The organism is Aliiroseovarius crassostreae (assembly GCF_025137635.1).
Lineage (GTDB): Bacteria > Pseudomonadota > Alphaproteobacteria > Rhodobacterales > Rhodobacteraceae > Aliiroseovarius > Aliiroseovarius crassostreae.
Genome location: NZ_CP080772.1, coordinates 1,817,188 through 1,842,903, shown reverse-complemented (window position 1 = coordinate 1,842,903; position 25,716 = coordinate 1,817,188). Strand labels below are relative to the sequence as shown.

At 59.4% G+C, this 25,716-nt stretch carries 25 protein-coding genes; 4 read left to right on the top strand and 21 right to left on the bottom strand.

The features are described from left to right. The first annotated feature begins 56 nt into the window (after positions 1–56). A complete protein-coding gene (locus tag K3J57_RS08755) occupies positions 57–1,700 on the top strand; it encodes a hypothetical protein (protein WP_259790806.1) in 1,644 nt (547 codons plus the stop codon). A gap of 67 nt (positions 1,701–1,767) precedes the next feature. Here K3J57_RS08755 and K3J57_RS08750 read toward each other — a convergent pair whose 3' ends face one another. From K3J57_RS08750 to K3J57_RS08690, 13 genes are all read right to left on the bottom strand, one after another. Then, positions 1,768–2,277 (bottom strand): A24 family peptidase, encoded by a 510-nt coding sequence (locus tag K3J57_RS08750; RefSeq protein WP_259790803.1) that lies wholly within the window; start codon positions 2,275–2,277, stop codon positions 1,768–1,770. Next, complete coding sequence (locus K3J57_RS08745; RefSeq protein WP_173486536.1) at positions 2,270–3,133, bottom strand: tetratricopeptide repeat protein; 864 nt, start codon at positions 3,131–3,133, stop codon at positions 2,270–2,272. Before K3J57_RS08745 ends, K3J57_RS08750 begins: the two co-directional genes overlap by 8 nt. 50 nt (positions 3,134–3,183) lie before the next feature. Further along, the gene (locus K3J57_RS08740) at positions 3,184–3,720 is read right to left on the bottom strand and encodes a tetratricopeptide repeat protein (RefSeq protein WP_259774850.1); all 537 of its coding nucleotides are present in this window, start codon (positions 3,718–3,720) and stop codon (positions 3,184–3,186) included. Between the two features lie 72 nt (positions 3,721–3,792). Continuing rightward, positions 3,793–4,767 carry a type II secretion system F family protein gene (locus tag K3J57_RS08735; protein ID WP_259783654.1) on the bottom strand — a complete coding sequence of 325 codons (975 nt, stop codon included), beginning with the start codon at positions 4,765–4,767 and terminating at the stop codon, positions 3,793–3,795. Between the two features lie 4 nt (positions 4,768–4,771). Then, positions 4,772–5,740 carry a type II secretion system F family protein gene (locus K3J57_RS08730; protein WP_259790801.1) on the bottom strand — a complete coding sequence of 323 codons (969 nt, stop codon included), beginning with the start codon at positions 5,738–5,740 and terminating at the stop codon, positions 4,772–4,774. 11 nt (positions 5,741–5,751) lie between these two features. Next, positions 5,752–7,209, bottom strand: a complete 1,458-nt coding sequence (locus K3J57_RS08725) for a TadA family conjugal transfer-associated ATPase (protein WP_173486533.1) — start codon at positions 7,207–7,209, stop codon at positions 5,752–5,754. 12 nt (positions 7,210–7,221) lie between these two features. After that, positions 7,222–8,463 carry a CpaE/TadZ family protein gene (locus K3J57_RS08720; protein ID WP_259783653.1) on the bottom strand — a complete coding sequence of 414 codons (1,242 nt, stop codon included), beginning with the start codon at positions 8,461–8,463 and terminating at the stop codon, positions 7,222–7,224. A gap of 484 nt (positions 8,464–8,947) precedes the next feature. Next, positions 8,948–9,613 (bottom strand): OmpA family protein, encoded by a 666-nt coding sequence (locus K3J57_RS08715; RefSeq protein ID WP_055189364.1) that lies wholly within the window; start codon positions 9,611–9,613, stop codon positions 8,948–8,950. A gap of 3 nt (positions 9,614–9,616) precedes the next feature. Beyond that, the gene (locus K3J57_RS08710) at positions 9,617–11,032 is read right to left on the bottom strand and encodes a type II and III secretion system protein family protein (RefSeq protein ID WP_259783652.1); all 1,416 of its coding nucleotides are present in this window, start codon (positions 11,030–11,032) and stop codon (positions 9,617–9,619) included. 434 nt (positions 11,033–11,466) lie between these two features. Next, positions 11,467–12,321 carry a Flp pilus assembly protein CpaB gene (gene cpaB, locus K3J57_RS08705; protein ID WP_259783651.1) on the bottom strand — a complete coding sequence of 285 codons (855 nt, stop codon included), beginning with the start codon at positions 12,319–12,321 and terminating at the stop codon, positions 11,467–11,469. Between the two features lie 248 nt (positions 12,322–12,569). After that, the gene (locus K3J57_RS08700) at positions 12,570–12,767 is read right to left on the bottom strand and encodes a Flp family type IVb pilin (RefSeq protein ID WP_055189359.1); all 198 of its coding nucleotides are present in this window, start codon (positions 12,765–12,767) and stop codon (positions 12,570–12,572) included. 68 nt (positions 12,768–12,835) lie between these two features. Continuing rightward, entirely contained in the window at positions 12,836–13,033 is a 198-nt protein-coding gene (locus K3J57_RS08695; protein WP_055189359.1) for a Flp family type IVb pilin, read from the bottom strand. A 68-nt stretch (positions 13,034–13,101) separates the two neighbouring features. Beyond that, positions 13,102–13,299 carry a Flp family type IVb pilin gene (locus K3J57_RS08690; RefSeq protein WP_055189359.1) on the bottom strand — a complete coding sequence of 66 codons (198 nt, stop codon included), beginning with the start codon at positions 13,297–13,299 and terminating at the stop codon, positions 13,102–13,104. Between the two features lie 405 nt (positions 13,300–13,704). Here K3J57_RS08690 and K3J57_RS08685 point away from each other — a divergent pair, with 405 nt between their 5' ends. Next, positions 13,705–14,589, top strand: coding sequence for a lytic transglycosylase domain-containing protein (locus K3J57_RS08685; RefSeq protein ID WP_259795440.1), 885 nt, complete (start codon positions 13,705–13,707; stop codon positions 14,587–14,589). 1 nt (position 14,590) lies between these two features. Further along, positions 14,591–16,024, top strand: a complete 1,434-nt coding sequence (locus K3J57_RS08680; protein ID WP_259790795.1) for a UbiA family prenyltransferase — start codon at positions 14,591–14,593, stop codon at positions 16,022–16,024. A 270-nt stretch (positions 16,025–16,294) separates the two neighbouring features. On the opposite strand, the gene K3J57_RS08675 is transcribed toward K3J57_RS08680, so the two are convergent. The 8 genes from K3J57_RS08675 to K3J57_RS08640 form a co-directional block, all read right to left on the bottom strand. After that, positions 16,295–17,038 carry an SDR family NAD(P)-dependent oxidoreductase gene (locus tag K3J57_RS08675; protein ID WP_173486526.1) on the bottom strand — a complete coding sequence of 248 codons (744 nt, stop codon included), beginning with the start codon at positions 17,036–17,038 and terminating at the stop codon, positions 16,295–16,297. After that, a complete protein-coding gene (locus K3J57_RS08670) occupies positions 17,038–18,345 on the bottom strand; it encodes an FAD-binding oxidoreductase (protein ID WP_259795439.1) in 1,308 nt (435 codons plus the stop codon). The genes K3J57_RS08675 and K3J57_RS08670 overlap by 1 nt, the downstream gene beginning before the upstream one ends. After that, positions 18,342–19,358 carry a lysylphosphatidylglycerol synthase transmembrane domain-containing protein gene (locus K3J57_RS08665; protein ID WP_259795438.1) on the bottom strand — a complete coding sequence of 339 codons (1,017 nt, stop codon included), beginning with the start codon at positions 19,356–19,358 and terminating at the stop codon, positions 18,342–18,344. The genes K3J57_RS08670 and K3J57_RS08665 overlap by 4 nt, the downstream gene beginning before the upstream one ends. Before the next feature lie 79 nt (positions 19,359–19,437). Further along, complete coding sequence (locus tag K3J57_RS08660) at positions 19,438–20,166, bottom strand: class I SAM-dependent methyltransferase (protein ID WP_259795435.1); 729 nt, start codon at positions 20,164–20,166, stop codon at positions 19,438–19,440. An 87-nt stretch (positions 20,167–20,253) separates the two neighbouring features. Further along, positions 20,254–20,883, bottom strand: a complete 630-nt coding sequence (locus K3J57_RS08655; RefSeq protein ID WP_259775438.1) for a 3-oxoacid CoA-transferase subunit B — start codon at positions 20,881–20,883, stop codon at positions 20,254–20,256. A gap of 17 nt (positions 20,884–20,900) precedes the next feature. Beyond that, a complete protein-coding gene (locus K3J57_RS08650; protein WP_259790784.1) occupies positions 20,901–21,731 on the bottom strand; it encodes a hypothetical protein in 831 nt (276 codons plus the stop codon). Then, positions 21,728–22,852 carry a GSCFA domain-containing protein gene (locus K3J57_RS08645; protein ID WP_259795432.1) on the bottom strand — a complete coding sequence of 375 codons (1,125 nt, stop codon included), beginning with the start codon at positions 22,850–22,852 and terminating at the stop codon, positions 21,728–21,730. The genes K3J57_RS08650 and K3J57_RS08645 overlap by 4 nt, the downstream gene beginning before the upstream one ends. Positions 22,853–22,879: 27 nt before the next feature. Next, positions 22,880–23,593 carry a CoA transferase subunit A gene (locus tag K3J57_RS08640; RefSeq protein ID WP_259775435.1) on the bottom strand — a complete coding sequence of 238 codons (714 nt, stop codon included), beginning with the start codon at positions 23,591–23,593 and terminating at the stop codon, positions 22,880–22,882. Positions 23,594–23,779: 186 nt separating this feature from the next. Here K3J57_RS08640 and K3J57_RS08635 point away from each other — a divergent pair, with 186 nt between their 5' ends. Beyond that, positions 23,780–25,663 carry an SLC13 family permease gene (locus tag K3J57_RS08635; RefSeq protein WP_259795430.1) on the top strand — a complete coding sequence of 628 codons (1,884 nt, stop codon included), beginning with the start codon at positions 23,780–23,782 and terminating at the stop codon, positions 25,661–25,663. The last annotated feature ends 53 nt before the right edge of the window (positions 25,664–25,716 follow it).

The window sequence follows — 25,716 nt, the reverse complement described above, 5'->3', positions numbered from 1 at the left end:
AACACACGCCCGATAAAGGGCGCTTCATCATTTGGTACAGGGGAAAGAGGGCAGGCATGAGCAAAGAAAAAGGCATCATTTTGGCAGCGGTGCAAATCGCACTTTTTGCCCTTTTTTCCGGGGTGTTACTGGCAAAGGGGGGGCTTTTTGTCGGGCAGCATGAAGGGGATACGCTGCATCTGTTGCAGATCCTGACACGGATGAGCGCAGGGCAGGTGCCGCATCTGGATTTCGTGACCCCGATCGGGGCAATGGCATTTCTGCCGATTGTGCTGTTTTCCAAGATGGGCATCGGCTTTGGTCACAGTTTTCTCTATGGTCAGGTGCTGGTCGGGGCGGCGTTCCTGCCGGCCATCTGGTGGGTGTCGATGACGCGACTGGCGGGGATCTGGCGCCATGTCTTTGCCATTGCGATGATCGTGCTGTGCCTTGGGTTGATCCATGGCGAGGCAGACCAGTTGCTCTCCGTATCGATGCATTACAACCGGTGGGCTTGGGTGGCGGCCTTTGTGGCGATCCTGACCGCGCTTCTGCCCAGTCGATTTGCCGACAGCCCGGTGCTGGATGGCATTCTGATTGGCGCGGCTTTCGTGGTCATGGCGATGATCAAGGTCACCTATTTCGCAGCCTTTTTCCCACCGGTTCTGGTGGCGCTGTTGACCCGTGGGGCGGGGCGGACCGTCCTGTGGGCGCTGGTTATGGGGCTTGTTGGTGTTGGGCTGATCACGCTTTACGCGGGCACACCGGTTTACTGGCTGCTTTATCTAGCCGATCTTCTGAATGTTGCGGGCAGTGAGTTCCGCTCCTCCCCGGGCCTGCCTTTGGGCAAGGTGATCAGTGCCCCTGCCTACCTGCCCGGCACGGCGCTTGCGCTGGTGGCGGTGATCTTGCTGCGTCAGGCCGGGCGGATGCGTGAGGGGCTGGTGCTTCTTTTGCTTCTGCCGGGCTTTGTCTATGTGACCTATCAGAATTATGGAAATGATCCGCAATGGATCGGGCTTGTCGGGCTTTTGCTGATCTCTCTTCTGCCGGCGCAACCGGTGACCAACGCGCTTGGCTGGGACCTTGGCCGGGGAATGGTGATTGCGGCGAGCTGCGCCTTTGTGCTGGCGACGCCGTCATTTCTCAATATCGCGCAAAGCCCGTTTCGCCACCTGATGACGGATGTGGAAGATTTCGTGCCGTTCCTGCCGGATGTGGCCCAAAGCGAGGATCTGCAGGCCAGACGGGTGCGGGCCAACCTGATCAATGTCTCCCGGCCATTTGACGGGCCGGATACCATTTTTGCGGCGTCCTATCTGGCCGAGGACCGGGAGGATGAAAAGCTGGAGTTCAAGGGCGAAGAGTTCCCCTCCTGCGTGCTGGAAAGCGGCATGATGGCGTGGTTCCGGGGGGTGGCGGATGATCTGAACGCGGCGGGCCTGGTGCAGGGCAAGTCCATTTTCGTCGCGGATATCCTTGCCAGCTATTGGTTGTTCGGGGCCGGAGAGCCGCTGCAGCGCGGGGCGCCGTGGTATTATGGCGGGCTGACGGGGATTGAAAACGCGGATCTGCTGCTTGTGCCGAGCTGCCCCCAGTCAGGGGAACTGCGCAAGCTGGTTCTGGAAGAAATCAGCGAGACGGAATGGGTGCAGGATGTGACGGAACTTCGCCGCACGGGGAACTATGTTCTTTATCAGCTTCCAGATTTAAAGAGTTGAAATAAATAAAAAACCCGCCGGATCACGGCGGGTTTTCGGGGTCCATATTTTATGGTCCAGATTGAGGTCACATCCCGGTTGAGGCGCTGAGGGCGAGGTGAAGGGTCAGGCTGGCCCCCAGACATAATCCCATCGGAAAATCCTTGCGTTTCCAGCTTTCCCAATCGGGCGTTTTGCGACGCACCGCCGGGATCGCTCGGGCCAGACGGTGCAGGGCAAACCCGACCAGCAGCGTGGCGCTGAACAGGAACAGGAAATCGGCAACGTCCGGCAGGGCGATGAACGGCGCCATTGCGGCTGCAAATTTGGCATCCCCTGCACCAAATGCGCCGGCAAGATTGAACACAAAGCCCAGAACCAGAACCACCAGAAGATGCAGGTAACGCCAGGCATAATCCTCAAGCGGCAGGGCGATCAGACCAACCACTGCATAAACCGCCAACAAGGCGATGACAGCCTTGTTGGGGATTTTCATCCGCTTCAGATCACTGACCGCTGCCCAGACGCAGATCGGTGCCGCGAAGGGCAGGAACCACAGGGCGGCGCTGGCGCCTTGCGCCATGGTCAGGTCAGCCATTGGAGACGTTGTTTTCCAGTGCTTCCAACGCCCGCACGGCAGCCTCGAAATGCTGCGGGTGGGTGTTGATTGCGTCTTCCAAAAGCCCCTTGCCGATGGTGATATCCCCCTGTTTGATCGCCGACAGCGCCAGCGTGTGCAACAGCTGCGCCCGCTCGGCCTGGGTGGTTTTCAGGATCGGGAGGTCATATTTGCGCTGCGCCCCCCGGGCCAGAACAAGATTGTTCTTGGCCGTGAACAGGGTGGGGTCAAAACTCAGGGCTTCGGCAAACAGTTTCTCGGCGCCTTTGTAATCGGCACGGGTCAGTTTCGAATAGCCCCAGTTGTTCAGGACCGAGGAAGGTTTGGTCGACAGGCCCACGGCGGTTTCATAGAAACTGTCGGCTTTTTTCCATTCCTTCTTGCTGTCGGCGACCATGGCCTCAAGCCGATAGCGTTTATAGGTCTCGAATGTGGGGGGCACCTTGTCGAGCTCAATCTCGGCGCGTCCCCAGTTGCCAGAGCGGATCAGCGCATCGGCCAGCCCGACACGGTCCTCATCGGTGGCCCCGGGCAGGGACATCACGGTCTCCCATGCTGCGACCGCACGGGCGGGTTGTTTGGCACGGATCAGTGATTTGGCCAGCCCGCGCTGCAGGTCAACCCGTTTGGGTTGGCCTTTGGTGGCGCGCAGAAAGTAGGCCACGGCCTCTTCGGGGTCGCCCACGGTCAGCATGATGTCATTGAGGTTGCTTTCGTCGATGACATTCACATCGGCCAGCGCCCGTTCCACATCTTCCGAGGTGCCGGGTTTCTGACAGGCGGTCAGCGCAAGGGCGCTGCCCAGACACAAGGTCATAAGGATAGAATGGCGCATGTCTGCGTCCTCTGCTGCTCAATTTCACTCGCGCATGGCCCTTATGAGCTCTAGAGCGTCGACAGCAGAAGATAGTTCCCTTGCCCCCGACGCATCAGCGCGAAGTTGTTTTCATTAACCGGATCATAATCCGGGTTTTTCAATCTGGCGAGGGCCAGACGCAAATTCTCGCGAATATCGGCAGATTGGCCACTATCCAGCCCGAAAGCGATGCGGAAAATACGCGCGGCTTCGGGGATTTCGCCTTTTTCCATCAGCACCACGCCCAGGTTGTTCCAGGCCGGGACAAAGTTTTCGTCCTTTTTGACGGCCTGGCGCAGCAGGGTTTCTGCCTGCCCCAGGCGACCAAGCTTGAGGTTGGCTGAGCCGACCGCAGAGAGCACATCGACGGTCAGCCCATGATCCGCCGCCGACCGCAGATAGGCCTTGAGGGCGAGTTCATATTCTTCCGCAGCCATCAGCCGGTGCCCGACCAACAGGCCATCCACGCTTGTCTCCCCCCGTTTCAGGCCGCTGGGGGCATAGGGATTGCCATCGGTGCGGGTGGCGCCAAGCGAAGACCCCTGACAGCCGGCAAGTGCGGCCATCAGGGGCAGGATCACGATGAAGGGGTGGAAACGGGTCACCCTGAACTCCTTGCGGGCACCAGACCGCTGGGGTCAGAACCCGGTGTTCTGAAGGGTCTGGGCGATACTGTAAATCGACGGCCCAAGCAGAATGATCAGCAGGGGCGGCACGGTCAGCATCATTGTGGCAAGTGTCATCTTGGTGGGCAAGGTATTTGCCTTTTCTTCGGCCCGCATCACGCGTTTGTCCCGCATTTCGGCAGAAAAGACACGCAGGGCTTCGGCGATTGAGGTGCCGAACGTGGCAGATTGGATCAGCACGGTCACAAAGCTTCCCACATCCTGCACACCGCATCGCTCCGACATGTCGCGCAGAACCTGCACGCGGTCTTTACCGGCCTTGACCTCATAGCTGACGATCTCGAACTCGTCCGCCAATGAGGGGTAGCCTGCGCGAATTTCCTGTGACACGCGGATGATGGATTGATCAAGCGACTGGCCAGCCTCGACGCAGACAAGCATCATGTCCAGGGCGTCGGGAAAGCCGTTTGTGATCTCTTCCTTGCGCGAATCCACCCGGCGGGTGATCCAGTATTTGGGTAGCATATAGCCCGCGATGCCGGGGCCCAGGATCCACAAGACCTTGGCGGTTGAGCTGAGCTGGATCGTCGGGTTTTGGGATTTCAGGAACACGATCAGAACGCCGAACAGCAGCAGGCCAATCCCCAGGGCAAACTGCGCAAAGTGATAGGTGCGCACTGCGTCTTTCCCGGAATAACCGGCCTGCAACAGGCGCAGCTGGATCGCCGAATATTCTTCTTCGTTCTGCGGTTCGAGGAAGGCCGAATATTTCTCGAGCTTGTCATTGCCGCCCTGCACCCGAAGGGCCTTTCGGTCATTTTGCGGGAGGTTGCGCTGACCTTTGCGCAGCTTGTCGAGCGGGTCTTCCTTTTTTTGGAACAGGATCGGCACGGCGACCAGCATCAGCACAAAGCCCAGCCCGCCCACCGCCATCAGCGGTCCCATCGGGCCAAGCTTGTCGATCAGGATTTGGTTCAGAAGGTCCATGAGCTTACACCTTGATGTTCACAAGCATCTTCATCACGAAGATATTGGCGACGAGGAACGCAGCCACGATCAGCGCGGCGGGGATGAAATAGACGGTCTCTTTCACCTCGTCATAATAATTCGGCTGGATCACCTGCAGCATGATCAGGGCCACGATCGGGAAACCGGACAGGAACATGCCCGACCATTTGCTTTCTGCGGTGATGGCTTTGACCCGGCGAAACAGTTTGAACCGCGAGCGGATCACCTTGGCCAGACCGTCCAGGATCTCGGCCAGGTTGCCGCCTGATTGCTGCTGGATCGATACGGCCACCGCGAGGAAGCGCAAATCCTGCATGTCGAGGCGTTCTGCCATGGCCTTGAGGCTTTCACCCACATCGCGCCCATAAGAGCTTTCATCCGCGATCATCCCGATTTCGGTGCCCAGCGGATCGGGCACTTCCTTGGCGACGATCTGGATGGCCGATGTGAACGGGTGGCCGACGCGCAAGGAACGCACCATCAGCTCCACCGCATCGGGCAGCTGTTCTTCCAGCATCGCCATGCGTTTCTTGGCTTTCTGGTCGACCCAGAGATAGACGCCCCCAACCCCCATGGCAATCGACACGACCAGACGCACGGCAGGGGCGGCCTCGGTGCCCACGGTCAGGCCAACAAAGGCCATCGCGGACAGGGCGCCCATCACCATGATCAGTTGTGACGGTGAAAAGGCAATGGCCGCTTTCTGGGCCTTCAGCGCGAGGATTGAAAACAGCGGAAAGCCCCTGGCTTTCATGTGCTGGGTCATTTCCTTGCGCAGCTGTTCCAGCACCTCTTCGCGCCGTGCGCCCTTGTCGAGCAGGTCCAGACGGCGGTTCACCCGGCTGTTCAGGCTGATGGATTTGCCAAAAACCGCCAGATAGATACTTTCGACCAGCAAGATCACCGCGCCGAAGATCAGGCCATATATCAGAAGCTCTGGTGAAATGGACATGGGATCCTCCGTTAGATGATCGGTTCGAAAATGGTTGAGGGCAGGTCATAGCCCCACTGGCGGAAACGGTCCGAGAAATGTGACCGCACGCCGGTGGCGTTGAAGCGGCCGATGATCTTGCCATCGGGTTCAAGGCCAAGGCGCTCATAACGGAACACCTCCTGCATCGAGATCACTTCCCCTTCCATGCCGGTGATTTCGGTGATCGAAACCATGCGGCGCGACCCGTCCTGCAGGCGTGAGGCCTGCACAATCAGATGCACAGCGGATGCGATCTGTGAGCGCACCGCTTTCAGCGGCATTTCGATCCCGGCCATCGCCACCATGTTTTCAAGGCGCGAAATCCCGTCCCGCGCCGAGTTGGCGTGGATTGTGGTCATGGATCCGTCATGGCCGGTGTTCATGGCCTGCAACATGTCGATCACCTCTTCACCGCGGGTCTCCCCCACGATGATCCGATCCGGGCGCATCCGCAGGGCGTTTTTCAGACAGTCGCGCTGGCTGACCGCGCCTTTGCCCTCGACATTGGCCGGGCGGCTTTCCATCCGGCCCACATGGGTCTGTTGCAGCTGAAGTTCCGCCGTATCCTCGATCGTCAGGATCCGTTCCGAGTTGTCGATGAACGAAGACAGCGCGTTGAGGGTTGTGGTCTTACCAGAGCCGGTCCCGCCCGAGACGATGATGTTCAGGCGGCAGGCCACGGCGGCCTGAAGATAGGCGGCCATCTCTTCCGAAAACGCCCCGAAATTCACCAGCTCGTCAATGCCCAGCTTGTCCTTTTTGAATTTCCGGATCGACACGAGTGAGCCATCCACCGCAATCGGCGGCACCATGGCGTTGAAACGCGACCCGTCCGCCAGACGGGCGTCCACATGGGGGTTTGACTCGTCCACACGACGCCCCACCGCCGACACGATCTTGTCGATGATCCGCATCAGGTGCCGCTCATCTTTAAAGGTGATGTCGGTCAGTTCCAGCTTGCCGGCACGTTCCACGAAAATCTGCTGCGGTCCGTTGACCAGGATATCGTTGACGCTGTCATCTTTCAGCAGAGTTTCCAGCGGGCCAAGCCCGGTCACCTCGTCATAAAGTTCCTGGTTCAGGCTCATCCGTTCGTCACGGTTCAGAACCACGGCCTTGTCTTGCAGGAATTCCGAGGTGATCGCGGTGATTTCTTCCCGCAGTTCTTTTTCGGAGGCGGTTTCCAGAGCCGAAAGGTTCAGACTGTCCAGAAGCTCTTTGTGCAGCTCGACCTTGAGCTCGGACAGGCGCTCCTTGCGCTTGCGTTCCTTGTCCAGCGGCGCTGCGCGGGCGGCGACTTTCTGTTCGGTCGGGCGGCGCTGCACGCGGGGCTGTTCCGGTGTCGCCGCAGCAGGGACGTCACTTTTTCCCCCGGCCAGTGCCTGAAGATTGGGCGTCCCCTGCGGCTGGGATGGGCGCGGGCTTTGTTTCTTGTAACGGGAAAACATCCTGACCTCCGATTATTGTGCGACGGCTTCGCTGAGGTTGATTTCATGCAGCGATTTGGCCAGTTTCTGGATTTCCCTGCGCAACGCGTTTTTCGGGGCGGCATCAGCCAGAGGCACGCCGTGATCCCCGGCCTGTGCCACCGGTTTCAACCCGTCAGGCATTTGAAGTTCGATCGAAATATCAAGGCTTTCCGCCAGCCGCTTGACCCGGGATTTGCCGGAAAGATCGGTGAATTTCGGCGCCCTGTTCAGCACATGGCGCAGTTTGGCAACCGGCAGGTCTTCGGATTTCAGCGCCTTGATCATACGCAGCGCATTCTGCGCCGAGCGCATGTCCAGTTCGAGCGTGGTGAAATAGACTTCCGCCTCCTGCAGCACGGTTTCGGTCCATTGCACCACCGTCGACGGCATGTCGATCACCACGTAATCGAAATTGCAGCGCGCCATTTCAATCAGTCGTTCCACATCTTCGTTCGAGATCAGGTCCAGCGGCAGAATGTCATTTGGGGCGGTCAGAACCTTGAGGTTGTCCTGATAGCTCAGAAGCGCCTGCATGAAACTGTCGCGGTCCATGGCCTCCGTGTCGGACAGAAGCTCGTATACGGCGTCGCGGCGGGGCAGGTCCAGAAAGGTCGAGACCGATCCGAATTGCAGGTCAAGATCCAGCAGGCAGACCTGGGGCGCGCGGTCCTTGTCCACCTGTGTCAGTTCCCATGCCAGATTGGTGGCAAGCGTCGTGGCCCCGGTGCCGCCGGCCAGGCCATGCACCGCAAACAGCACACCATCCCGGTCGCCCTTGGGCTTCACCGCTGCGGTTGCATCACCGGGGGCAGGCATTGCGGGGGGCGGACGGCGTAGCCGTTCGATCACGTCATGCAACGATCCTTCGGGAAGCGGGTAGGGGACAAATTCGGCCGCCCCAAGTTTCAGGAGCTGGTGCAGGGCGATCGGGCTGACCTCCTCTGCGATCACAACAACCTTGATGCCTTTTTCCACGGCCGATTTCACCGTGTGGGCCACCTTAACCAGGTTTTCCTCGTCGCCATCATCGATGGCGAGGGCAACAAACTCCAGCGTGTCCGCTTCGGGCTGACCGAAAAAGGCCACGGCGTCGTCAATGGAAAGATCTCCCCAGGCTTCACCCAGCTCGGTTTCCATATCTTCAATCAGCAGGTCGAAATTCTGCACATCCCTCGAAATCGTACAGGCGACGATCGGCGCGGCGTCCGCTTGTATCGCTACGTTCCCACTCATGCGTTCATTCCTTCTCATTCACCCCGGATGCACGGCCTCTTACGGGCCTGTCGGATAATCATCCGGATCACGCGCGACTCGTATTGAGTGCGCACTGCTCCAATTCTCAGAAGTTGTGGCAGGCAAAAGGGGCAAGATTGGGGCCAAAAGATCGTAATTATTCGTCATTTCAGGACGATCAGCGCGCTTGTGTCGGGCTGTTTCGAATTCAGTAACAAGAGAAAATTGGGTGATTTCCTGAAAAGATCTTTAGATCTTAAGGGTTTATCCGGTGCCTTTTGGGTCTTTAGAACCCGTCAACTGTTTTCGACCCTTTGGACCGGGTTTGATTTCAAGCGGAGACAGCGGGAACCCGAAACGGGATAGGAAATGTCCCTGTTGCAGGGGGGCGGGGGCAGGGTTTGTCTCGGGGTTTACCCGGACGGTTCCAACCAAAAGGGCGCGGTTTGCACCGCGCCCTTTCCTGATCACAAGAGTGATGCGTTTATTGTGTGGCGCTGCCATCCAGACCCGCGCGTGTCAGGGCCGGTTCGCTATAGGCGCTCTGAACATATTCGCGGAAGATGATTTCGGCGTATTTTCCGTTCATCACCGTGGGGTGGCGGCCGACAAAGCCCGACACTTCGGTCAGGGCACGGCGGTTGGCCCGTTCGCGGCCAGGCACGTCGATCAGAGGTTTGGTTTCGCCATAGCTGACCACTGCTTCCAGACGCGAGCGGCTGATGCCATGGGCAACAAGGGCGTTGACCACGGTATTGGCACGGCGCATTCCCAGACGTTTGTTATAGGCTTCGGATCCGACCTTGTCGGTATATCCGAAGACGCGGAACCGGACCTCGGGGAATTGTTTGATCCAGTCGGCCTGACGGGCAATGATTGCCAGCGCCTGCTGATCAAGCTGGGCGCTGTTGAAGGCAAAGTTCACGGTATCGGGCACTTCCTGAGCAAAGCGGTTGGCCATGCCAATCACATACTGGATATCGCCATTCTGAACGCCGGTATTGTGCACGGTCGCGGAGCCGAAATAGCCCTCATTCAGGAAAGACCCGGCTTCACCGAAAAACACGCCACGCTGTCCGTCCCCACAGGCCCCAAGCAGGGTCAGCAGGGCGGTTGTGGCCAGAAGGGGTTTGATCATCACGGTTTTCATGGATCAATTGTCCTCCATCACATAGCCGTAGGAGCCGGAGAAATCCTGTTTTGCCACTTCTCCCGCAGCCCCTTTGGTGGGACGGTTCGGGGAGGCGGTTTTGCCAAAGAGGAACAGCTCTTGCTCGGACGGGGGTTTGATCCGGTCGGTTGGCAGCGCCAGCGCGTCGCCCCGTGTGGGGGTGACCAGATGGGCGGTGACGATGACCACAAGTTCAGACTGGCGGCGTTCATATTCGGCCGAGCGGAACAGCGATCCAAGCACCGGAATATCGCCCAGCCAGGGCACCTGTCCCGACAGGTCGCGGAAATCATCTTCGATCAGGCCGGCAATGGCAAAGCTTTCACCATCGCGCAGCTCAACCACGGTGGAGGTTTCGCGGCGGCGGAAGGCGTTCACGTTGAAGCCGCCATTGTTGAAGCTCACCGTGCTGTCCAGACCGGACACTGCGGCCTTAAGATCCAGATTGATCACGTCATCGGCTAGAACGCGCGGGGTAAAGGTCATCTCAATGCCGAACGGTTTATAGTCGATCGAGATGCCATTGTCGCCGTTGGCCACAGGCACCGGATATTCCCCACCCGCTAGGAAACTGGCTTCCTGCCCGGAGAGTGCGGTCAGGTTCGGTTCGGACAGGGTGCGGACAACCCCTTTGCTTTCAAGGGCTTCCAGAAGAATACCAATTTCAAAGGCACCCGCGTTGAAGCCAAGGGCAAAGGCGCCCTCGGTGCCGCTGCTGGGGGTGATCGTGGAATTGCCCAGATCATTGGCCCCATCCAGCCAGGTGCCGGTTTCGCTGACTACACCCAGGTTGGTGCCGCCTTTGATGGCAAGCGACCCGGACAGGGCCTTGCGCACGGAACGCTGCATTTCGGCAAAGCGGACTTTCAGCATCACCTGCTGGGTGCCGCCAACGGTCATCAAGTTGGAGACCCGGTCTGGTGCATAACGGCTGGCAAGATCCAGGGCGCGGTCCATGCGCCCGATCGAGCTGACCGTGCCGGACAGGACAATCCCGTCATTGGCAGTTCGCACTTCAATCGGCTCGCCGGGCAGGATCTGACGCAGGCGCTCCTTGAATTCGGCGATGTCGGGGGCCACGTGGATCTCGACATTGGTGATCAGCCGACCGTCGCCGCCCAGAAGGGTCAACGTGGTGCGACCAGGCGCCTTGCCAAGCACGTAAATGGTGCGATCCGACAGGGTCGAAAAATCAGCGATGCCGGGGTTTGCGATCGAGAGCTCAGCGAAGGGCACCTCGCTTTCCACAACCACCGCACGGTTCATCGGGACGTTCAGTGCCGAAGAGGCAGCCCCTTTCATGACCCTCAGAGTTTCCGCAGAAACACCTGTGGGAATGCTTGTAAATCCGATTGCGACTCCCAAAAGGGCCGCTTTCATCCATCTATCAATTTTCATGTGATCCTGCCTTTTCGATCACGCCTCGGTTTCGGGCTTTGGTTATCTTCAATCCGCGTTGCCTGTCAGAACGAAATCTCATGCTGTTACACGGTTCCGTTCGCGGCTGAAGGTCCGGTTGGTCCGGTGTATTTCGCCCACTTGTCCGCGAGCATGCGACAGTTTTTGTTTTTTTGCAAGAATCATTAAAGCGTTTCGACTTTAACCTGAGACAGGGAAACGGCGAAACGCGACAAGAGATATCAATGTCGTGGGCGTTTCGGAACAAACATGTATGTCAAGTTTATCCCGAAACGCTTTTGTTAGGCCGCAAGAATGCATGTTGTGCCACCGCAACAAAACGGGGCCGGTCCGGCCCCGTCTGATCTTGTTTCGTAACGCTTCCGATCGCCTGCTCGTCATCGTCGCAGGGGGCAGTTTGTGATCGGTGCCGCTTATTGTGTCGGGCAGGGGATGGGCACTTCGACAAACTCGCTGCCACGTCGTGTGCGGATCGAGCAGGATTTTTCAGCAACCGGCTGCGGTGCTTTTTCCTCGGTCAACCCCAAAAGCTCTCGCTGGCCGATCTCGACGGTGCCCGAGACGGTTTTGTCCTGCAGGCCGACAAGAGAAAGAGAAAGTTTGCCTGTCGATTGTGCCTGGGCGAGGGCCGCAACCTGGCGGGGCGTGGCCTGAACCGTGACGGTGCGGGCAATCGTCGGAGAGGCGCGATCGCTGTCAGCCATCTGGTCAATTGCAATCAACTGGATCGAGGCTTCGATCAGCTTGGTGACATTGCGCGATCCCCCTTCAGAGCTTGGCATCTGGCCGCTCCAATATACGTCCACGCGGTCGCCCGGACGCAGGAAACCCGACACGCCGGATGATACATCCACCCGAATGGCAAAGGCGCGCATTCCCGATGCAAGGCGCGACCGCACCCCGGCATCCTGCCCCGGGTCTGTCAGCTTCACCATCATCAGGGCTTCATCTTTTTCCATCGCACGTGTGACGGTCCGATAGGGGGTTTGTTCGGTTGGGAACAATTCTTCCAGGCTGGTGAAAGTGCCTTCCGGGATCGCATCTTCCGGCCATCTGACGGCGCGCACGTCTTCCTGGGTGATCCGCTGACCATATGTCAGGGGTTTGTCGGAGACGAAAACCTCAACCGTTGGCACAATGGCCGCCGCCGCCGCGCGTTCCGCGTCAAGCTGGGCTTGATAGGCGCTGATATAGTCGCGGGCAAGGTAAACCGCGAAGCCGGCCAGGGCCACGCCGAGGACCAATACCAATCCGAATACGGCTCGCATGTAATTTCCTTTCACAACTTTGGAACGGTTTGACCGGCCGATCTGGGCGGCTGGGAACGAATACGCCAACAACCTGCCGGATGATTAGGGCAATATTGTGGACAGATCGTGAATAATAGCCGGATTAACCGTTAATATTTCAACAATCCCCGTAAAGCGAGGCACAGTTTACTTAAAACGGGAAAAGCCGCACCAAAGAAAGGGCGCGGCTGATCCAAATTTCACATCTGGCTGTGCCAGAGCGACCATTACTTGGTCAGGAGCTTGACGCTCATGGTGTTGATTTTGCTCGACACTTTGGTGGCCAGTGCGTCGGTGCTGGAGGAGACCGAAGTCAGCACGGCCACGCCGAGGCCCACGATAGCAGCGGTCAGAACGACCCAGTCCACGGTCACGGCGCCATCTTCGTCAGCTTTGAAGCGGTTGATCAGGTTGAAGAGTTTCATTGCGATAATCCTTGATAAGAGAGTTTTGGAAGGGGCCGTTGGGGGTCCTCAGGCCCGAAATCCAGAGATTACTTGGTCAGGAGCTTGACGCTCATGGTGTTGATTTTGCTCGACACTTTGGTGGCCAGTGCGTCGGTGCTGGAGGAGACCGAAGTCAGCACGGCCACGCCGAGGCCCACGATAGCAGCGGTCAGAACGACCCAGTCCACGGTCACGGCGCCATCTTCGTCAGCTTTGAAGCGGTTGATCAGGTTGAAGAGTTTCATTGCGATAATCCTTGATAAGAGAGTTTTGGAAGGGGCCGTTGGGGGTCCTCAGGCCCGAAATCCAGAGATTACTTGGTCAGGAGCTTGACGCTCATGGTGTTGATTTTGCTCGACACTTTGGTGGCCAGTGCGTCGGTGCTGGAGGAGACCGAAGTCAGCACGGCCACGCCGAGGCCCACGATAGCAGCGGTCAGAACGACCCAGTCCACGGTCACGGCGCCATCTTCGTCAGCTTTGAAGCGGTTGATCAGGTTGAAGAGTTTCATAGGTTGTCCCTCCGAAAGGTAGGTTGTTCAGTGTTACTTTCGAACCGGCCCTGTGATCCCCTGATCTTGTGTGATCCTTGGTGGGTGACCCTTTGCGCCGCTCGGCATGGCTAGTAATAAGCCTTCGGATTGGGGCAAGAGTTGGGCAGGTTTCGTTCGTTTTTGAGGATCTTAATTTTTTCCGGCGGCGATACTGTAAGTGGCTGAAAGTAAACAAAATAAAAATGAGAAAAATTAACATTTCTGATTTTTGCCGCGCGAATTGCTTGAATTTTGCATCAAATAGAAAGGAAATTCTGGATAATTTCTTTAGGATTTGGCACAAAACAAGACAAGAAATCAGGGAAAACCCTGACCAAACCTCGTCCGGACCACGGGCGGTCACATAAGGCGGCAAGAGCAGTGTTGCATCCTACCCATGATATTCCGCGACGCGGGATCAGGGTCACCCTGTTGGCGGTGACCTTGTCCGTATTGCCCCTGTCTTTTCATGGGGGGGCTGTTCAGGCAGAGAGCACGCCGCCGCCTTTTCCGGAGTTTACGTTCAAACGAGAAACCGTCCCAACCGGTTCCGGCAAACGGATCCGGGTGCAGATTGATCCCGCTGAACAGGCACGCCGTCTTGCCCCTGCCAACACACAGCCTCAGGCCGCGACCTCTGACGCCGACGTGTCGACGGAGGGCGCGCTTTCGGCGCATGGGTATGAGTGGTTCTGGGCAGAAGTGTCGCCAAAACGGGATCATGGGGGGGCTGCCAATCTGCAGCAGGCGCTTGCGGTGTTGGAGCGGCAGGCGGGGCAGGGGGCCCTGACCGGGCCGCGTCTTGAGGATTTGCAGAAGATTGCGACCGCCCATGGCGTTGATATTCTGAAAGCCACGATCGGCACCCATGTCTCTCCGGCCTGGGTGCTGGCCCTGATCTCGGTGGAAAGTGCCGGGCGCGCGGATGCGGTCAGCTCTGCCGGCGCACAGGGAATCATGCAGCTGATCCCGGCGACCGCCGCCCGCTTTGGTGTCGAAGAGCCGGGCAACCCGGAGGAGAATATCAAGGGCGGGGTGGCCTATCTGAACTGGCTGATGGAACATTTCGACGGGGACCCCATCCTGGCGATGGCCGGGTATAATGCAGGCGAAAACGCGGTGACGGCGAATGGCGGTGTGCCCCCATTTGCCGAAACCCGCGCCTATATTCCCAAAGTGCTGAGTGCGTGGCGCGTGGCGCGGGGGCTTTGCATGACCCCGCCGGACCTTCTGACCGATGGCTGTGTTTTTGCCGTGAAAGGATCCTGAGATGACCGTGAAGCCTCTTGTTCTGGACGTGGACGGAACTTTCCTGCGCACCGATCTGTTGTTTGAAGGGTTCTGGGCCGGGTTGGGGCGCGATCCGTTTGCCACGCTGCGCGCAAGTTTTGCCAATTTTACCAACCCCGCTGCGTTGAAGCAGGCGCTGGCTGAGATCGCGCCGCTGCGGATGGACCTGATGCCGGTTTCCGAACCCGTGCTGGAACTGGCCAGACAGGCCCTGGAGGAGGGGCGCGAAGTGGTGCTTGCCTCTGCCTCGCATATCTCTTTGGTCAAACCGCTGGCCGAACAGCATGGGTTGTCGGAAAGGGTGCTGGCCACGCAGGGGCATAACAACCTGAAAGGGCGCGCCAAAGCCGACGCCCTGGTGGAGCTTTTTGGCGAGGAAGGGTTTGACTATGCAGGCAATGCCTCCGTGGACAGTGCGATCTGGAAACGGGGCGATGTGGCCTATGTGGTGGGGGATGCCGGATCCGCCGAAGTGATGCGCGCTTTGGGAAAAGAGGTGCGCGAATTGCCCGGTGGCTGGACTGCACGCGCGCTGTTTAAAAGCTTCCGCCCACATCAGTGGGTCAAGAATGTGTTGCTGTTCCTGCCCTTGATTGCGGCCCATGATTTCTCTGCTCATACGATCATTCTCGCCCTTCTTGGGATCCTCAGCTTTTCCGCGGCGGCCTCGTCGATCTACCTGGTCAATGACCTGTTGGATCTGGAAGCGGATCGCCTGCATGTGAAAAAATGCAAACGCCCCTTTGCCGCCGGAACCGTGCCGATCCAGGTGGGCATGGTGGCATTTGCGGCGCTTGCCTTATTCGCATTGGTGCTGGCCGCGTTGTTGTCGACGGCCTTTCTGGGCGTGGTGGCCTTCTACATGATGCTCTCCCTGGCCTATTCGCTGAAGCTCAAGCAGATGCGGTGGGTGGATATTGCCGTGCTGGCAAGCCTTTACACCTTGCGTGTCGTGGCCGGAGCGGCAGCCACCGGGATCTATGTGTCAGGCTATCTGCTTGTCTTCATCTTCCCGGTCTTTCTGGCATTGGGGTGCGTCAAGCGCCTGACCGAGCTGACACTTGCCACCAATGATGAGCGGTTGCCGGGCCGGGGCTATGGCCGTCCGGATCGTTCCGACCTGCTGAATGTGGCCGGACTGGGGGTGGTGGCCGCCCTGCTGGCATTCTTCCTTTACTCCTTCACCGATCAGGCGCTTGGGCTTTACAAGACCCAATGGCTGATCTGGGTGGCCGAGTTGCCAATGGCGTGGTGGATGATCCGCATGGTGCGGCTCGGGTGGCTGGGCAAGATGGATTACGATCCGATTGTCTTTGCAATGCGCGACAAACGTGGCGTGGGCCTGATGCTGATCTCAATCTCGATCATGTTTTATGCAGCTGGGCTGTGGCACAGGTGGATGGGGCTGGGCTAACCCGGACCGTATCCGCAGCCCCCGCCCGCTCCCTGCAGGGCCTGCCTGTCTGCACCGATCCGCACAGATGGCCTCGCGGCACATAGTGGCTGTCTTGATGGCTTTCTTGCCTTCGGCGAGGATATTGAGAACCAGAAAATGGCAGCTCTTCCACGGCCGAAATCCCACTCGCCTCAGCCGCGCGCCCTTTTTCTTGCTGAAAATACCTCGGGGTGAGCCTCAAAGAGGCGAGGGGCAGAGCCCCTTACCCTCCTCGCTCCAAAAGCGGGGTCAGATCGACATCTTCTTGAAGATGGCCTCCGGGATATGGCGAATGATCAGCATGATATAGCGCCAGAAAAACGGTGTGTAGATCACATTGCGCTTCTTTTCGACGGCTTTCAGGATGTCCCCGGCAACCTTGTCAGGGGATGCCACCAGGAACATGCCCTCCACATCCCAGGTCATGGCCGTGTCGACGAAACCTGGTTTGACCGTGACCACGTGCCCGCCCACGCGGGTCAGGCGGTTTCTGAGGCCCGAGAGATACGTGGCAAACCCCGCCTTGGCCGCGCCGTAGACATAATTGCCAATCCGCCCCCGATCCCCGGCAACTGATCCCACACCTACCACGGTGCCAGCGCCCCGCGTTTCAATCAGCGGGGCCAGCATCTGGAGAAAGCGGGCGGGGCCAGTGAAACTGTCTGTGACTGTTCCATCGATCAAGGAAGGGTCTTCGTCGATCTGTGCCTGCGGAGGCATCGACCCCACGAAGACCGCCGCGTTGATCACGCCTGAGACATGGCTCACGCGAGAGATGATGGCCGCAAAACTCTCGGGGTCGCGGGCATCGAAATGAATGGCATCGGCGTGCAGGCCACGGGTGCGCAGATCTGTTGCGCTGCGCTCCAGATCATTCATGTCCCGCCCAGCCAGCAGCACGAATGCACCCTGATCTGCAACCTTTCGGGCAAAGGCACGTGCCATGGAGGAGGTTGCGCCGAGGATGATCCAGGTGTCGTTTGCGTCGCTCATCATGCGTTCCTCAAATCCAGTCGGCGGGTCATGTCGGTTTCCAGCCGGCGCTCCGGGTCGGCGGCATCGGCAATCTGGGCCCAGTCGCCATGCTCGGGATACATCGCCTTGATTGCGGCCCCCGTGGCCAGGGCGTCCTTGGCAAGGTAGAGCCGCCCCTTGGCCTGAACGGTCATGCGCTCAAGCTGGGCAATCAGCGTCTCGGCGCCGTCACGGGCCGGAAAATCCACCGCCAGCGTATAGCCTTCCATCGGGAAGGACAGATGCCCCGCGCGCCCCGTGCCCATGCGTTTGAGCACTGCGAGCGGAGAGGCCAGCCCGGCGTCGGCAATGCGCGCCAGCATCTCTTTCAGGATGTCGACCTGATCCAGCGGGACCACGTTCTGAAACTGGTAAAAGCCCCGTTTTCCGTAAAGCCGGTTCCAGTCATGGATCTTGTCGAGCGGGAAGAAGAAATCGTCGATACGCTTGACCGAGCTTTTGCCGGATTTGGGCACCCTGCGGAAATAGGCCGCGTTGAAGCTGCGTACAACCGGGGCAGACAGGGCCCAATGCGGGGCGTCGCGTGGAACGGATTTTGGGGATTTCGCCCGGGGCAGCAGCCCCTTGGCCAGCTCCGCCTCTTCTACGATCCCCCGACCCAGCGCCGCCCCTGTTGCGGTGGCGTCAATCCAGCCCACGCAGTAGCTGGCGGTGGAGGCATCGAGCAGGGCAATATGCTGATCCCACCCGGATGCGCGCTGTTCGGTCACCATCATCAGGTCACCGGGGCAGGGTTTCAGTTGCAGCGTCGCCTCGGCGATCACCCCGGTCTGGCCGATGCCGCCCATGGTGGCGCGGAACAGGTCAGGATTGATCTCGGGTGTGGCGACCACCCGCGTTCCGTTCTGAACCAGCGTTACCGACAGCACATGCTGACCAAAGCTGCCGGTATTATGATGGTTCTTGCCATGCACATCCTGCGCGATGCACCCGCCAATCGTGGCAAAGCCGGTGCCGGGCAGAACGGCCGGGATCCAGCCCTGAGGGGCAAACACATGGGCCAGGTCGCCAATAGTCATCCCGGCCTCAACCGTCACCTGTCCGGTCTGGGCCTCAAAGGCGATGATCCGGTTCATGCGGGTCATGTCGATGGCGCGGCCGTCCGAGTTCAGGGGGGCATCCCCGTAGGAACGGCAATTGCCAATCGCGGGGCCTCCTTCACGGCTGGCGGCCTCCAGCGTATGGGCGCGTTCCGGTCGGGCCAGTTCGCCCGCCGCTTTCAGCACACGGCCCCAGCCGCTATATTCAGTTGTTTTCCAGCTCATTGGGCGGGTCTTTCGTGACGGGTATGTTTCAGCGAATGGCGTTCTGCGAAGGGAAAGATCAGCAAGCCGATGCCGATTGCAAACCAAAGCGTGGTGACGCGGATGATGGCGGTGGCGGGCACCGAGACCTCCAGCGGGACGCCCTCCAGCGCCAAGAGAGCAATCATGGCGGCTTCTGCCCCGCCCACGCCTCCGGGCGCGCCGGTCAGCCCACCGGCCAGGGTCGAGAACACAAAGATGGCAACCGCAGCCGCAAGGCCGATGTCAGAGCCAAGCCAGACCAGAAGCAGGTGAAAGGCATAGCCTTCGGCAATCCAGCCGATCATGCCAATCAGTGCGGCGGTGGTCATCAGCAGCGGGGATGTGAATGCCGCAAGCGACGTGGCGGCCCTGCGGACCCGCACCCAGATCCGGGCAAACCGCCCGGTGATGCGGTGGCCCGTGGTGGCCAGCCAGCCAAGCAGCCTGGGGCGGGTGGCGACAAACCCCGCAATCAGCGCAAGGACCACCACCGGGGTTCCACCGGCAATGCCATGCATCGAAAATGAGAGGGCCAGCGCAAGGATCAGCGCCATGGCGGTCAGGTCCGAGGCGCGATCCACCAGCACAAGGGGGGCGGTGCGTTCAAAACTCCACCCCGTTTCACGTTTGAGCCAGCGCATACGGACCAGTTCACCGACCCGGCCCGGAGTGACCGACATGGCAAAGCCGCCCAGGAAATGACGCAGATCCTGCACCAGCCCGGTGGGCAGGCCCAGGCGCCGCGCAAACACATGCCAGCGCAAACCGCGAAAGAGGTAGTTCACGAGAGACAGCAGAAGCAGGACCCCAATCTGCCAGGCAGACAGCTTGGCAATCTGCGCCCGGGTTTCCTCCCATCCGGTTGCCGCGGCCAGGCCGAACAGCCCCAGCAGCACAAGACCAAACAGCCCTACCAATATCAGGGTGTCGCGCAGCCTGCGCGAAGGGGGCGTGCGCCCCGCAGAAACGGTATGGGTGCTGCTCATGGTCATTGCCGCTTATCTGGCAGGAGAATGCGGCGAGATTATGAAACAATAAAGGGAAAGGCGAGGGATTTTCCCGATATCTGCGTCAATACTCCGGGTCCGGTTTTTGCCATTCCATAATGACAAAATAAGCGGCTTCATCATACCGCTCCTTGATCTCGGGATCCGGGTGGGAGGAGGCTGGCTCGTCGTAATGTGTCAGGCGCAGCCCCTCGTCCAGAAAGGCCTGCACATAGTCGCGCGGCGGGCGGTGCCAGTTCTGGATGCGAATGCCACGCCACTCGGTCCAGTAGACCTCTTCTTTCAGATAGCCGGTGATATGGACCTGCGCCCCCGTTTCGGCACGGGCCCATCCATCATGCCGGGCGGCGGTGAGGAAAGCTGCGAGATTGGCGACCAGAATGCGCCCGCCGGGCTTTAGAACGCGGGTGGCCTCGCGGATGGCTGCGCGGATATCGGGAATGTCGATCAGGCTCAGGTAGAAAACGGCGAGGTCAAAGCTGGCGTCGGCAAAGGGCAGGTCTTCGGCCCTGGCCTCAACATACCGCCCCTTTGGGTCGCAGGTGCGGGCATGCGAGATGAGTTCGGGCGTTGGGTCAATGCCTGTGGGTGGCACGCCCAAAGCGGCTATCATCCGGCAAAACCGGCCTTCGCCGCAGCCAATATCCACCATGTCCCGCGGGGTGGCCTGTTTCACCCGAGCCAGCATTGGCTTATCCAGCACATGCCCCCGTCCGTGATCGCCCTGATTGCCCATATCAGCAATCCAGGCTTTGGCGGAACTGACCCAGCCATTATCGTTTTGTCCGGTCATGCGCTCTATCTATGAGAGAACAGGGGCAGGGGCAACGCAAAAGGCCCCCCGAATGGGAGGCCTTTTGTTATCCGTCTGGGGCAATGCTTAGTTGACGATGGTCGCCTGCGTGGCGGCGCGCAGCTCGTCCTCAGACACGCCTTCGGCGGTTTCGACGATCTTCAACCCGCCCTCAACCACATCCAGCACACCCAAGTTGGTGATGATGCGGTCGACCACTTTCTGACCAGTCAGGGGCAGGGTGCATTCCTTGAGAACTTTGCTGTCGCCGTGTTTGTTGGTGTGATCCATCACCACCACCACGCGGCCAACGCCGGCGACCAGATCCATCGCGCCGCCCATGCCCTTGACCAGCTTGCCCGGGATCATCCAGTTGGCGAGGTCGCCGTTTTCCGCCACTTCCATCGCGCCAAGGATCGCCATGGCGATCTTGCCGCCGCGGATCATGCCAAACGACATCGAGCTGTCGAAATAGGCGGTTTGCGGCAGTTCGGTGATGGTCTGCTTGCCCGCATTGATCAGGTCGGCGTCAATCTCGTCTTCGGTCGGGAAGGGGCCCATGCCCAGCATGCCGTTTTCCGACTGCAGCGTCACCGTGACGCCTTCGGGAATATAGTTGGACACCAGCGTCGGGATGCCGATGCCGAGGTTCACATACCACCCGTCCTGCAGTTCCTGCGCGGCACGTGCGGCCATTTGATTGCGGTCCCAAGCCATGTTGTTTCCTTCCTTCGTTATCCGTTGCTCGTCCTGACCGGCAGGCCGAGCTGTTTGTTTGCAAATTCTGTCAATATCTCCAGCCCGAAGGCTGCGTTCATATGCCGGTGATCCACCGAAATCTCGTCCCCTGCCGCATCCGCAGCCCCGCGGCAGAAGCGGGCATCGGTGGCAAAAGGGGCGGCCCGGGTCTGCAGCGGTTGCTGCACAAGGCCAAAACCGTGGTCTGAGAGTTTTGCCGCCAGTTTCTGGTCGTAAATTGTCATCAGATCACCCAGGAAGGGGATCGCCTGAAACTGGGCAAATTGCTGTGCTTCGCGGCGGGTCTCCCCCTCGTCCAGCATGGACAGAGAGCGGTAAGGCGCGTCGGTGAAAGAGAACCCTTTCTGCGTGCCAAACAGCCGTGCCATCCGTTTCACCCAGGGATCTAGGATGTGATCCAGCCAGTCCTCGACCAACTCGCGCGACAGGAAATGCGGCGCCTCGATATCGAGATCCAACACCCCGAAACCACCCTCTTGACCGGCCAGGCCACAAAGGCCGAACAGATCCGGGCGGTGTCCGACCGCAAGGATGTGGTCATACCCGTTCAGGCTGATCTTGTCGCACCCGTTGATGGCCACAACCGTTGCGGCGTCGTCGTCGCCAAACAGCTTGGGAACGAAATTGTTCTCCTTGTCCGGTCGACCGCGTTTGAAACTGGTGCCGGGGGAGGCGAAGAAACTCAGCGAGACTTCGGGGTAGAGCGTTTCGAACTCCTCTTTCGCGCTGCGAAGCGCACCGGCATGGGAGTTTCCGATGATCAGCACCCTGTGCTGCGCGGTCTCTTGTGGCAGGGCAGAGGTCATTTGTTGAACGCCTCCAGCAATTCATCCTCACATACCACGTCGGCCTGCGATTTCTCCTGATCCCCTTTGCGGCGGGCGCGGCGGGCCTTGCGCAGGGCACGGACGCGGTCGCGTTTCTGGGCGTCATCGCCACCGTCTTCATCACTGTCAGCCGAGGCGACGCCGTGGCTCGCCAAAAACAGCTTCATCACACGCCCCACACCTTCGGGGGTGACCGAACGCAGGTTGTCTTCAAAGAAACTTTTGGGGGCAGGGTGGGAGGATATGATTTCAAATGACGGGAAATAGTCCACATCGTCGAAATCCATCGCAAGTTCCCCTGCCACGCTGCGCAGAACCGATTTGGAATAGACGGTTGCGGGCAGCACATGCTGGTCGCTGGCCGTGGCGGTCAGCGGCACCGGGGAAACGGTCAGCAGAAATTTCAGCCCCGGATTGATGGCCTTCAACGCATCGCGCAGGGCCTCAAAATCCGCCCGCACCTCATGGGCGCGGAAGTTTTTGAACCGGTAGAGCTCAGGGTCGAAATCACCCGCGATCGTGCCGGGGGCCGTGGGATAGATCGTGCCGGTTTCGATATGCTCCCAGGCTTCGGTCAGACCCAGGGTGAAGACCATGAGGTCCGCTGTCGCGAGCATGTTCAGAACGATATGAAGGTGTTGGTCGCGCGCCTTTTCCACTAGCTCTGGCGAGGCCAGCCCGCGTGGATCAACATTCGGGCGCTGGGCATCATAAAAGCGTCCGGCTTTTTCCCAAACCGGGGTCGCCGGGATGAATTCGCCCTGCGCTTCGGCCAGAAGCTGTCGCATCTGGCGCACGGTATAGACATTGCCATAGCGGCCCGAATAGATCCGGTAGCCATGTTTTTGCGCAAGCTCCAGCGGCATCCCTTCCGGGGCGGGTTCCCCATCAAGCACGTTGAAGCCGTTTTCGCGCAGAACCCGGCCCACATGCTGGGCAAAGCAACTCCCGGCGGTGAAGATTTTCATCTCGCGATCCACCGGGAATTTCGGCTCAAACAGGTCAGAAGGAGGATAGGCCCCGGCCTTCACCACCCCGCCACGCCAGAAGCTGCGCGATGGGCGTCCTTGGTAAGGAGAGTTTTGGGGGGTGTCGGCCATGGGATCCTCCGGTTACGACAATTGCCGTTAGGCCGCGCGCGTGGTGCGCTGTTCGATGCGCTTTTCATGCTCGCCCTGAATGATGCGATGCACGTAGATGCCGGGCAGGTGGATCGCGTCGGGATCCAGCGATCCGGTCGGCACGATCTCTTCGACTTCGACCACGCAGATCTTGCCGCACATGGCGGCGGGCGGGTTGAAGTTGCGGGCGGTTTTGCGGAACACGAGGTTGCCGGTTTCATCCGCTTTCCAGGCTTTCACGATGGAGAGATCGGCAAAAATGCCTTCTTCCATGATATAGGTCTCCATCTCGCCATTGGGGCCAGTGGGGAAATCCTTGTGTTCCTTGCCCTCGGCAATCACGGTGCCCACGCCGGTTTTGGTGTAGAAGCCGGGAATGCCGTGACCGGCGGCGCGCATCCGTTCGGCCAGGGTGCCCTGCGGGTTGAATTCCAGCTCCAGCTCACCCGACAGGTATTGGCGCATGAATTCCGCGTTTTCGCCCACATAGGACGAGATCATCTTTTTCACCTGTTTGGTCTGCAACAGGATGCCAATGCCGAAATCATCGACGCCAGCGTTGTTGGACGCAAAGGACAGATCCTTGACGCCGCTCTCTTTGATTGCTTCCAGCAGCAGTTCCGGGATGCCGCACAGGCCAAAGCCGCCAGCGGCAATCAGCATTCCGTCAGACAGAAGCCCGTCAAGAGCTTCGGACGCCGAGCCGTATACCTTTTTCATGAAAGTGTCCTCTCGTCAGTTCTGAGAAATGTTCTGGCGCGACGAGGGGGCACTGTCAACGAAGCTGGGGCGAAAATGATGGTTTCGCGTATTTCTACCCTGTCGAATTCGCAGTGTTTTACGCAATTTTATTGCGTCTGGCCGTTTTCTGCTCACAATTAGAAAACCACAATTGACGGAGGGGCAATGGAGCAACTGGTATTCACATTCGAGATGGGCGTGGTCTGCGCGATGTTGGGCTTCACCGTGTTTCTGTTTGTCTCAGAGGTTGTCCGGATTGATCTGGCGGCCATCCTCGTTCTCGTTATCCTGGGCATCCTCAGCTATCACCCGGCTCTTGCCGATCTGGCTGACGTCAATCAGCTGTTCAACGGGTTTGCCTCAAACGCCGTGATCTCGATCATCGCGGTGATGATCGTGGGGGCGGGGCTGGACAAGACCGGGATCATGAACAAGGTGGCGGCCACGATCATGCAACGCGGCGGGGCGTCAGAGACACGGATCCAGCCGATTGTCGCGGGCACCGTCGGGGTGATTTCCAGTTTCATGCAGAACGTGGGGGCGGCGGCGCTGTTTCTGCCGGTGATCAGCCGGATTTCGACCCGGTCGGGGATACCGATCAATCGGCTGGCGATGCCGATGGGATTTTGCGCGATCCTTGGCGGCACCATGACCATGGTTGGGTCGTCCCCGCTGATCTTGCTCAATGATTTGCTGCAAACCGCCAATGAGAGCCTGCCCGAGGGCCAGAAGATGGAGCTTTTCGGCCTGTTTTCCGTGGCCCCGGTGGGGGTGGTGCTGGTGCTCAGCGGGATCTTCTATTTCCTGATCCTGGGGCGCTGGGTGCTGCCGGAAAGCGGTGCGGTCAGTGACAGCTCGGTCGGGCAGGGCACCTCGGATTACCTCAAACGTGTCTATGGTCTGACCGCGTCGGTCTATGAGGTGGAAGTGCCGGGGGACAGCCCGCTGGTGGGGCAGATCCTGGCGGATGTGAATATGGAAAACCACCTTTACATCATCTCGACCTTCTATCGCGGCAAGACCTCGATGGTGCAGGTTCTGACCGCAGAGATTGCGGCGCCCTGTCGGTTGGCCATTATCGGCAAAAAGGAGGAGGTGGACTGCTTTGCCGAGAAATACGGGCTGACCGTGTGTCCGCAGCTGGATGTGTTCACCGAAGAATTTGCCGCCACCAATGCAGGCATCGCCGAACTGGTGATCCCGCCGGAAAGCGACCTGATCGGCAAATCCCCGCGCGAGTTGCTGCTGCGCAAAACCTATGGTCTGTCGCTGCTGGCGATCCACCGGCGCGAGGAAACGCTGAGCCATGTGGAAACCGATGATCATGCACCGACCCAGATCGGTCTTGAGAAGTTTGAACTGGGCGACATGCTGGTGGCGCACACCCGCTGGGACAACCTGACCCGGCTGCAGGGCAATCAGAACTTTGTCATCATGACCTCGGATTTCCCGCAAGAAGAGCTGCGCCCGCATAAGGTGGGCTGGGCGATGCTGTTCTTTGCCCTCTCGCTGTCGCTGATCCTGTTTACCGATGTGCGCCTGTCGCTGTGCCTGCTGACCGGGGCGGTGGGGATGCTGCTGTCGCGTGTCCTGTCGATTGACGAGGCTTACAACGCGGTGGGCTGGAATACGGTGTTCCTGCTTGCGTGCCTGATCCCGCTGGGGCAGGCGGTGCAGAATACGGGCACGGCGGAATGGATTGCGCAACAGATCCTGACCGCGCTGGACGGGTGGCCGATCTGGTCGCTTCAGGCGGGGATTGCGGTGCTGGCCACCGGGTTTTCTCTGGTGATGTCCAATGTGGGGGCCACGGTTTTGCTGGTGCCCCTGGCGGTGTCGATTGCGGTGGCGGCCGGGGCCAGCCCCGCGCTTTTTGCGCTGACCGTGGCAATCTCGACCTCGAACTCCTTCATCATCCCCACCCATCAGGTCAATGCGCTGATCATGGGGCCGGCCGGCTACAAGGTGAAAGACTTCGTCAAGGCCGGGGGGATCATGACGGTGCTGTTTTTGGTGATTTCACTGATCATGTTGAACGTCGTGTTCTGAACAGCCAGAGGGACCAGAGGGTCAAGACAAAAGCAAAAGCCCCGCCGAAAGAT

What these genes read in the sequence shown, in the direction of transcription:
- K3J57_RS08755 (WP_259790806.1), top strand. Translation starts at nt 57, where the DNA reads ATGAGCAAAGAAAAAGGCATCATTTTGGCAGCGGTGCAAATCGCACTT.
- K3J57_RS08750 (WP_259790803.1), bottom strand. Translation starts at nt 2,277, where the DNA reads ATGGCTGACCTGACCATGGCGCAAGGCGCCAGCGCCGCCCTGTGGTTC.
- K3J57_RS08745 (WP_173486536.1), bottom strand. Translation starts at nt 3,133, where the DNA reads ATGCGCCATTCTATCCTTATGACCTTGTGTCTGGGCAGCGCCCTTGCG.
- K3J57_RS08740 (WP_259774850.1), bottom strand. Translation starts at nt 3,720, where the DNA reads ATGGCCGCACTTGCCGGCTGTCAGGGGTCTTCGCTTGGCGCCACCCGC.
- K3J57_RS08735 (WP_259783654.1), bottom strand. Translation starts at nt 4,767, where the DNA reads ATGGACCTTCTGAACCAAATCCTGATCGACAAGCTTGGCCCGATGGGA.
- K3J57_RS08730 (WP_259790801.1), bottom strand. Translation starts at nt 5,740, where the DNA reads ATGTCCATTTCACCAGAGCTTCTGATATATGGCCTGATCTTCGGCGCG.
- K3J57_RS08725 (WP_173486533.1), bottom strand. Translation starts at nt 7,209, where the DNA reads ATGTTTTCCCGTTACAAGAAACAAAGCCCGCGCCCATCCCAGCCGCAG.
- K3J57_RS08720 (WP_259783653.1), bottom strand. Translation starts at nt 8,463, where the DNA reads ATGAGTGGGAACGTAGCGATACAAGCGGACGCCGCGCCGATCGTCGCC.
- K3J57_RS08715 (WP_055189364.1), bottom strand. Translation starts at nt 9,613, where the DNA reads ATGAAAACCGTGATGATCAAACCCCTTCTGGCCACAACCGCCCTGCTG.
- K3J57_RS08710 (WP_259783652.1), bottom strand. Translation starts at nt 11,032, where the DNA reads ATGAAAATTGATAGATGGATGAAAGCGGCCCTTTTGGGAGTCGCAATC.
- cpaB (WP_259783651.1), bottom strand. Translation starts at nt 12,321, where the DNA reads ATGCGAGCCGTATTCGGATTGGTATTGGTCCTCGGCGTGGCCCTGGCC.
- K3J57_RS08700 (WP_055189359.1), bottom strand. Translation starts at nt 12,767, where the DNA reads ATGAAACTCTTCAACCTGATCAACCGCTTCAAAGCTGACGAAGATGGC.
- K3J57_RS08695 (WP_055189359.1), bottom strand. Translation starts at nt 13,033, where the DNA reads ATGAAACTCTTCAACCTGATCAACCGCTTCAAAGCTGACGAAGATGGC.
- K3J57_RS08690 (WP_055189359.1), bottom strand. Translation starts at nt 13,299, where the DNA reads ATGAAACTCTTCAACCTGATCAACCGCTTCAAAGCTGACGAAGATGGC.
- K3J57_RS08680 (WP_259790795.1), top strand. Translation starts at nt 14,591, where the DNA reads ATGACCGTGAAGCCTCTTGTTCTGGACGTGGACGGAACTTTCCTGCGC.
- K3J57_RS08675 (WP_173486526.1), bottom strand. Translation starts at nt 17,038, where the DNA reads ATGAGCGACGCAAACGACACCTGGATCATCCTCGGCGCAACCTCCTCC.
- K3J57_RS08670 (WP_259795439.1), bottom strand. Translation starts at nt 18,345, where the DNA reads ATGAGCTGGAAAACAACTGAATATAGCGGCTGGGGCCGTGTGCTGAAA.
- K3J57_RS08665 (WP_259795438.1), bottom strand. Translation starts at nt 19,358, where the DNA reads ATGACCATGAGCAGCACCCATACCGTTTCTGCGGGGCGCACGCCCCCT.
- K3J57_RS08660 (WP_259795435.1), bottom strand. Translation starts at nt 20,166, where the DNA reads ATGACCGGACAAAACGATAATGGCTGGGTCAGTTCCGCCAAAGCCTGG.
- K3J57_RS08655 (WP_259775438.1), bottom strand. Translation starts at nt 20,883, where the DNA reads ATGGCTTGGGACCGCAATCAAATGGCCGCACGTGCCGCGCAGGAACTG.
- K3J57_RS08650 (WP_259790784.1), bottom strand. Translation starts at nt 21,731, where the DNA reads ATGACCTCTGCCCTGCCACAAGAGACCGCGCAGCACAGGGTGCTGATC.
- K3J57_RS08645 (WP_259795432.1), bottom strand. Translation starts at nt 22,852, where the DNA reads ATGGCCGACACCCCCCAAAACTCTCCTTACCAAGGACGCCCATCGCGC.
- K3J57_RS08640 (WP_259775435.1), bottom strand. Translation starts at nt 23,593, where the DNA reads ATGAAAAAGGTATACGGCTCGGCGTCCGAAGCTCTTGACGGGCTTCTG.
- K3J57_RS08635 (WP_259795430.1), top strand. Translation starts at nt 23,780, where the DNA reads ATGGAGCAACTGGTATTCACATTCGAGATGGGCGTGGTCTGCGCGATG.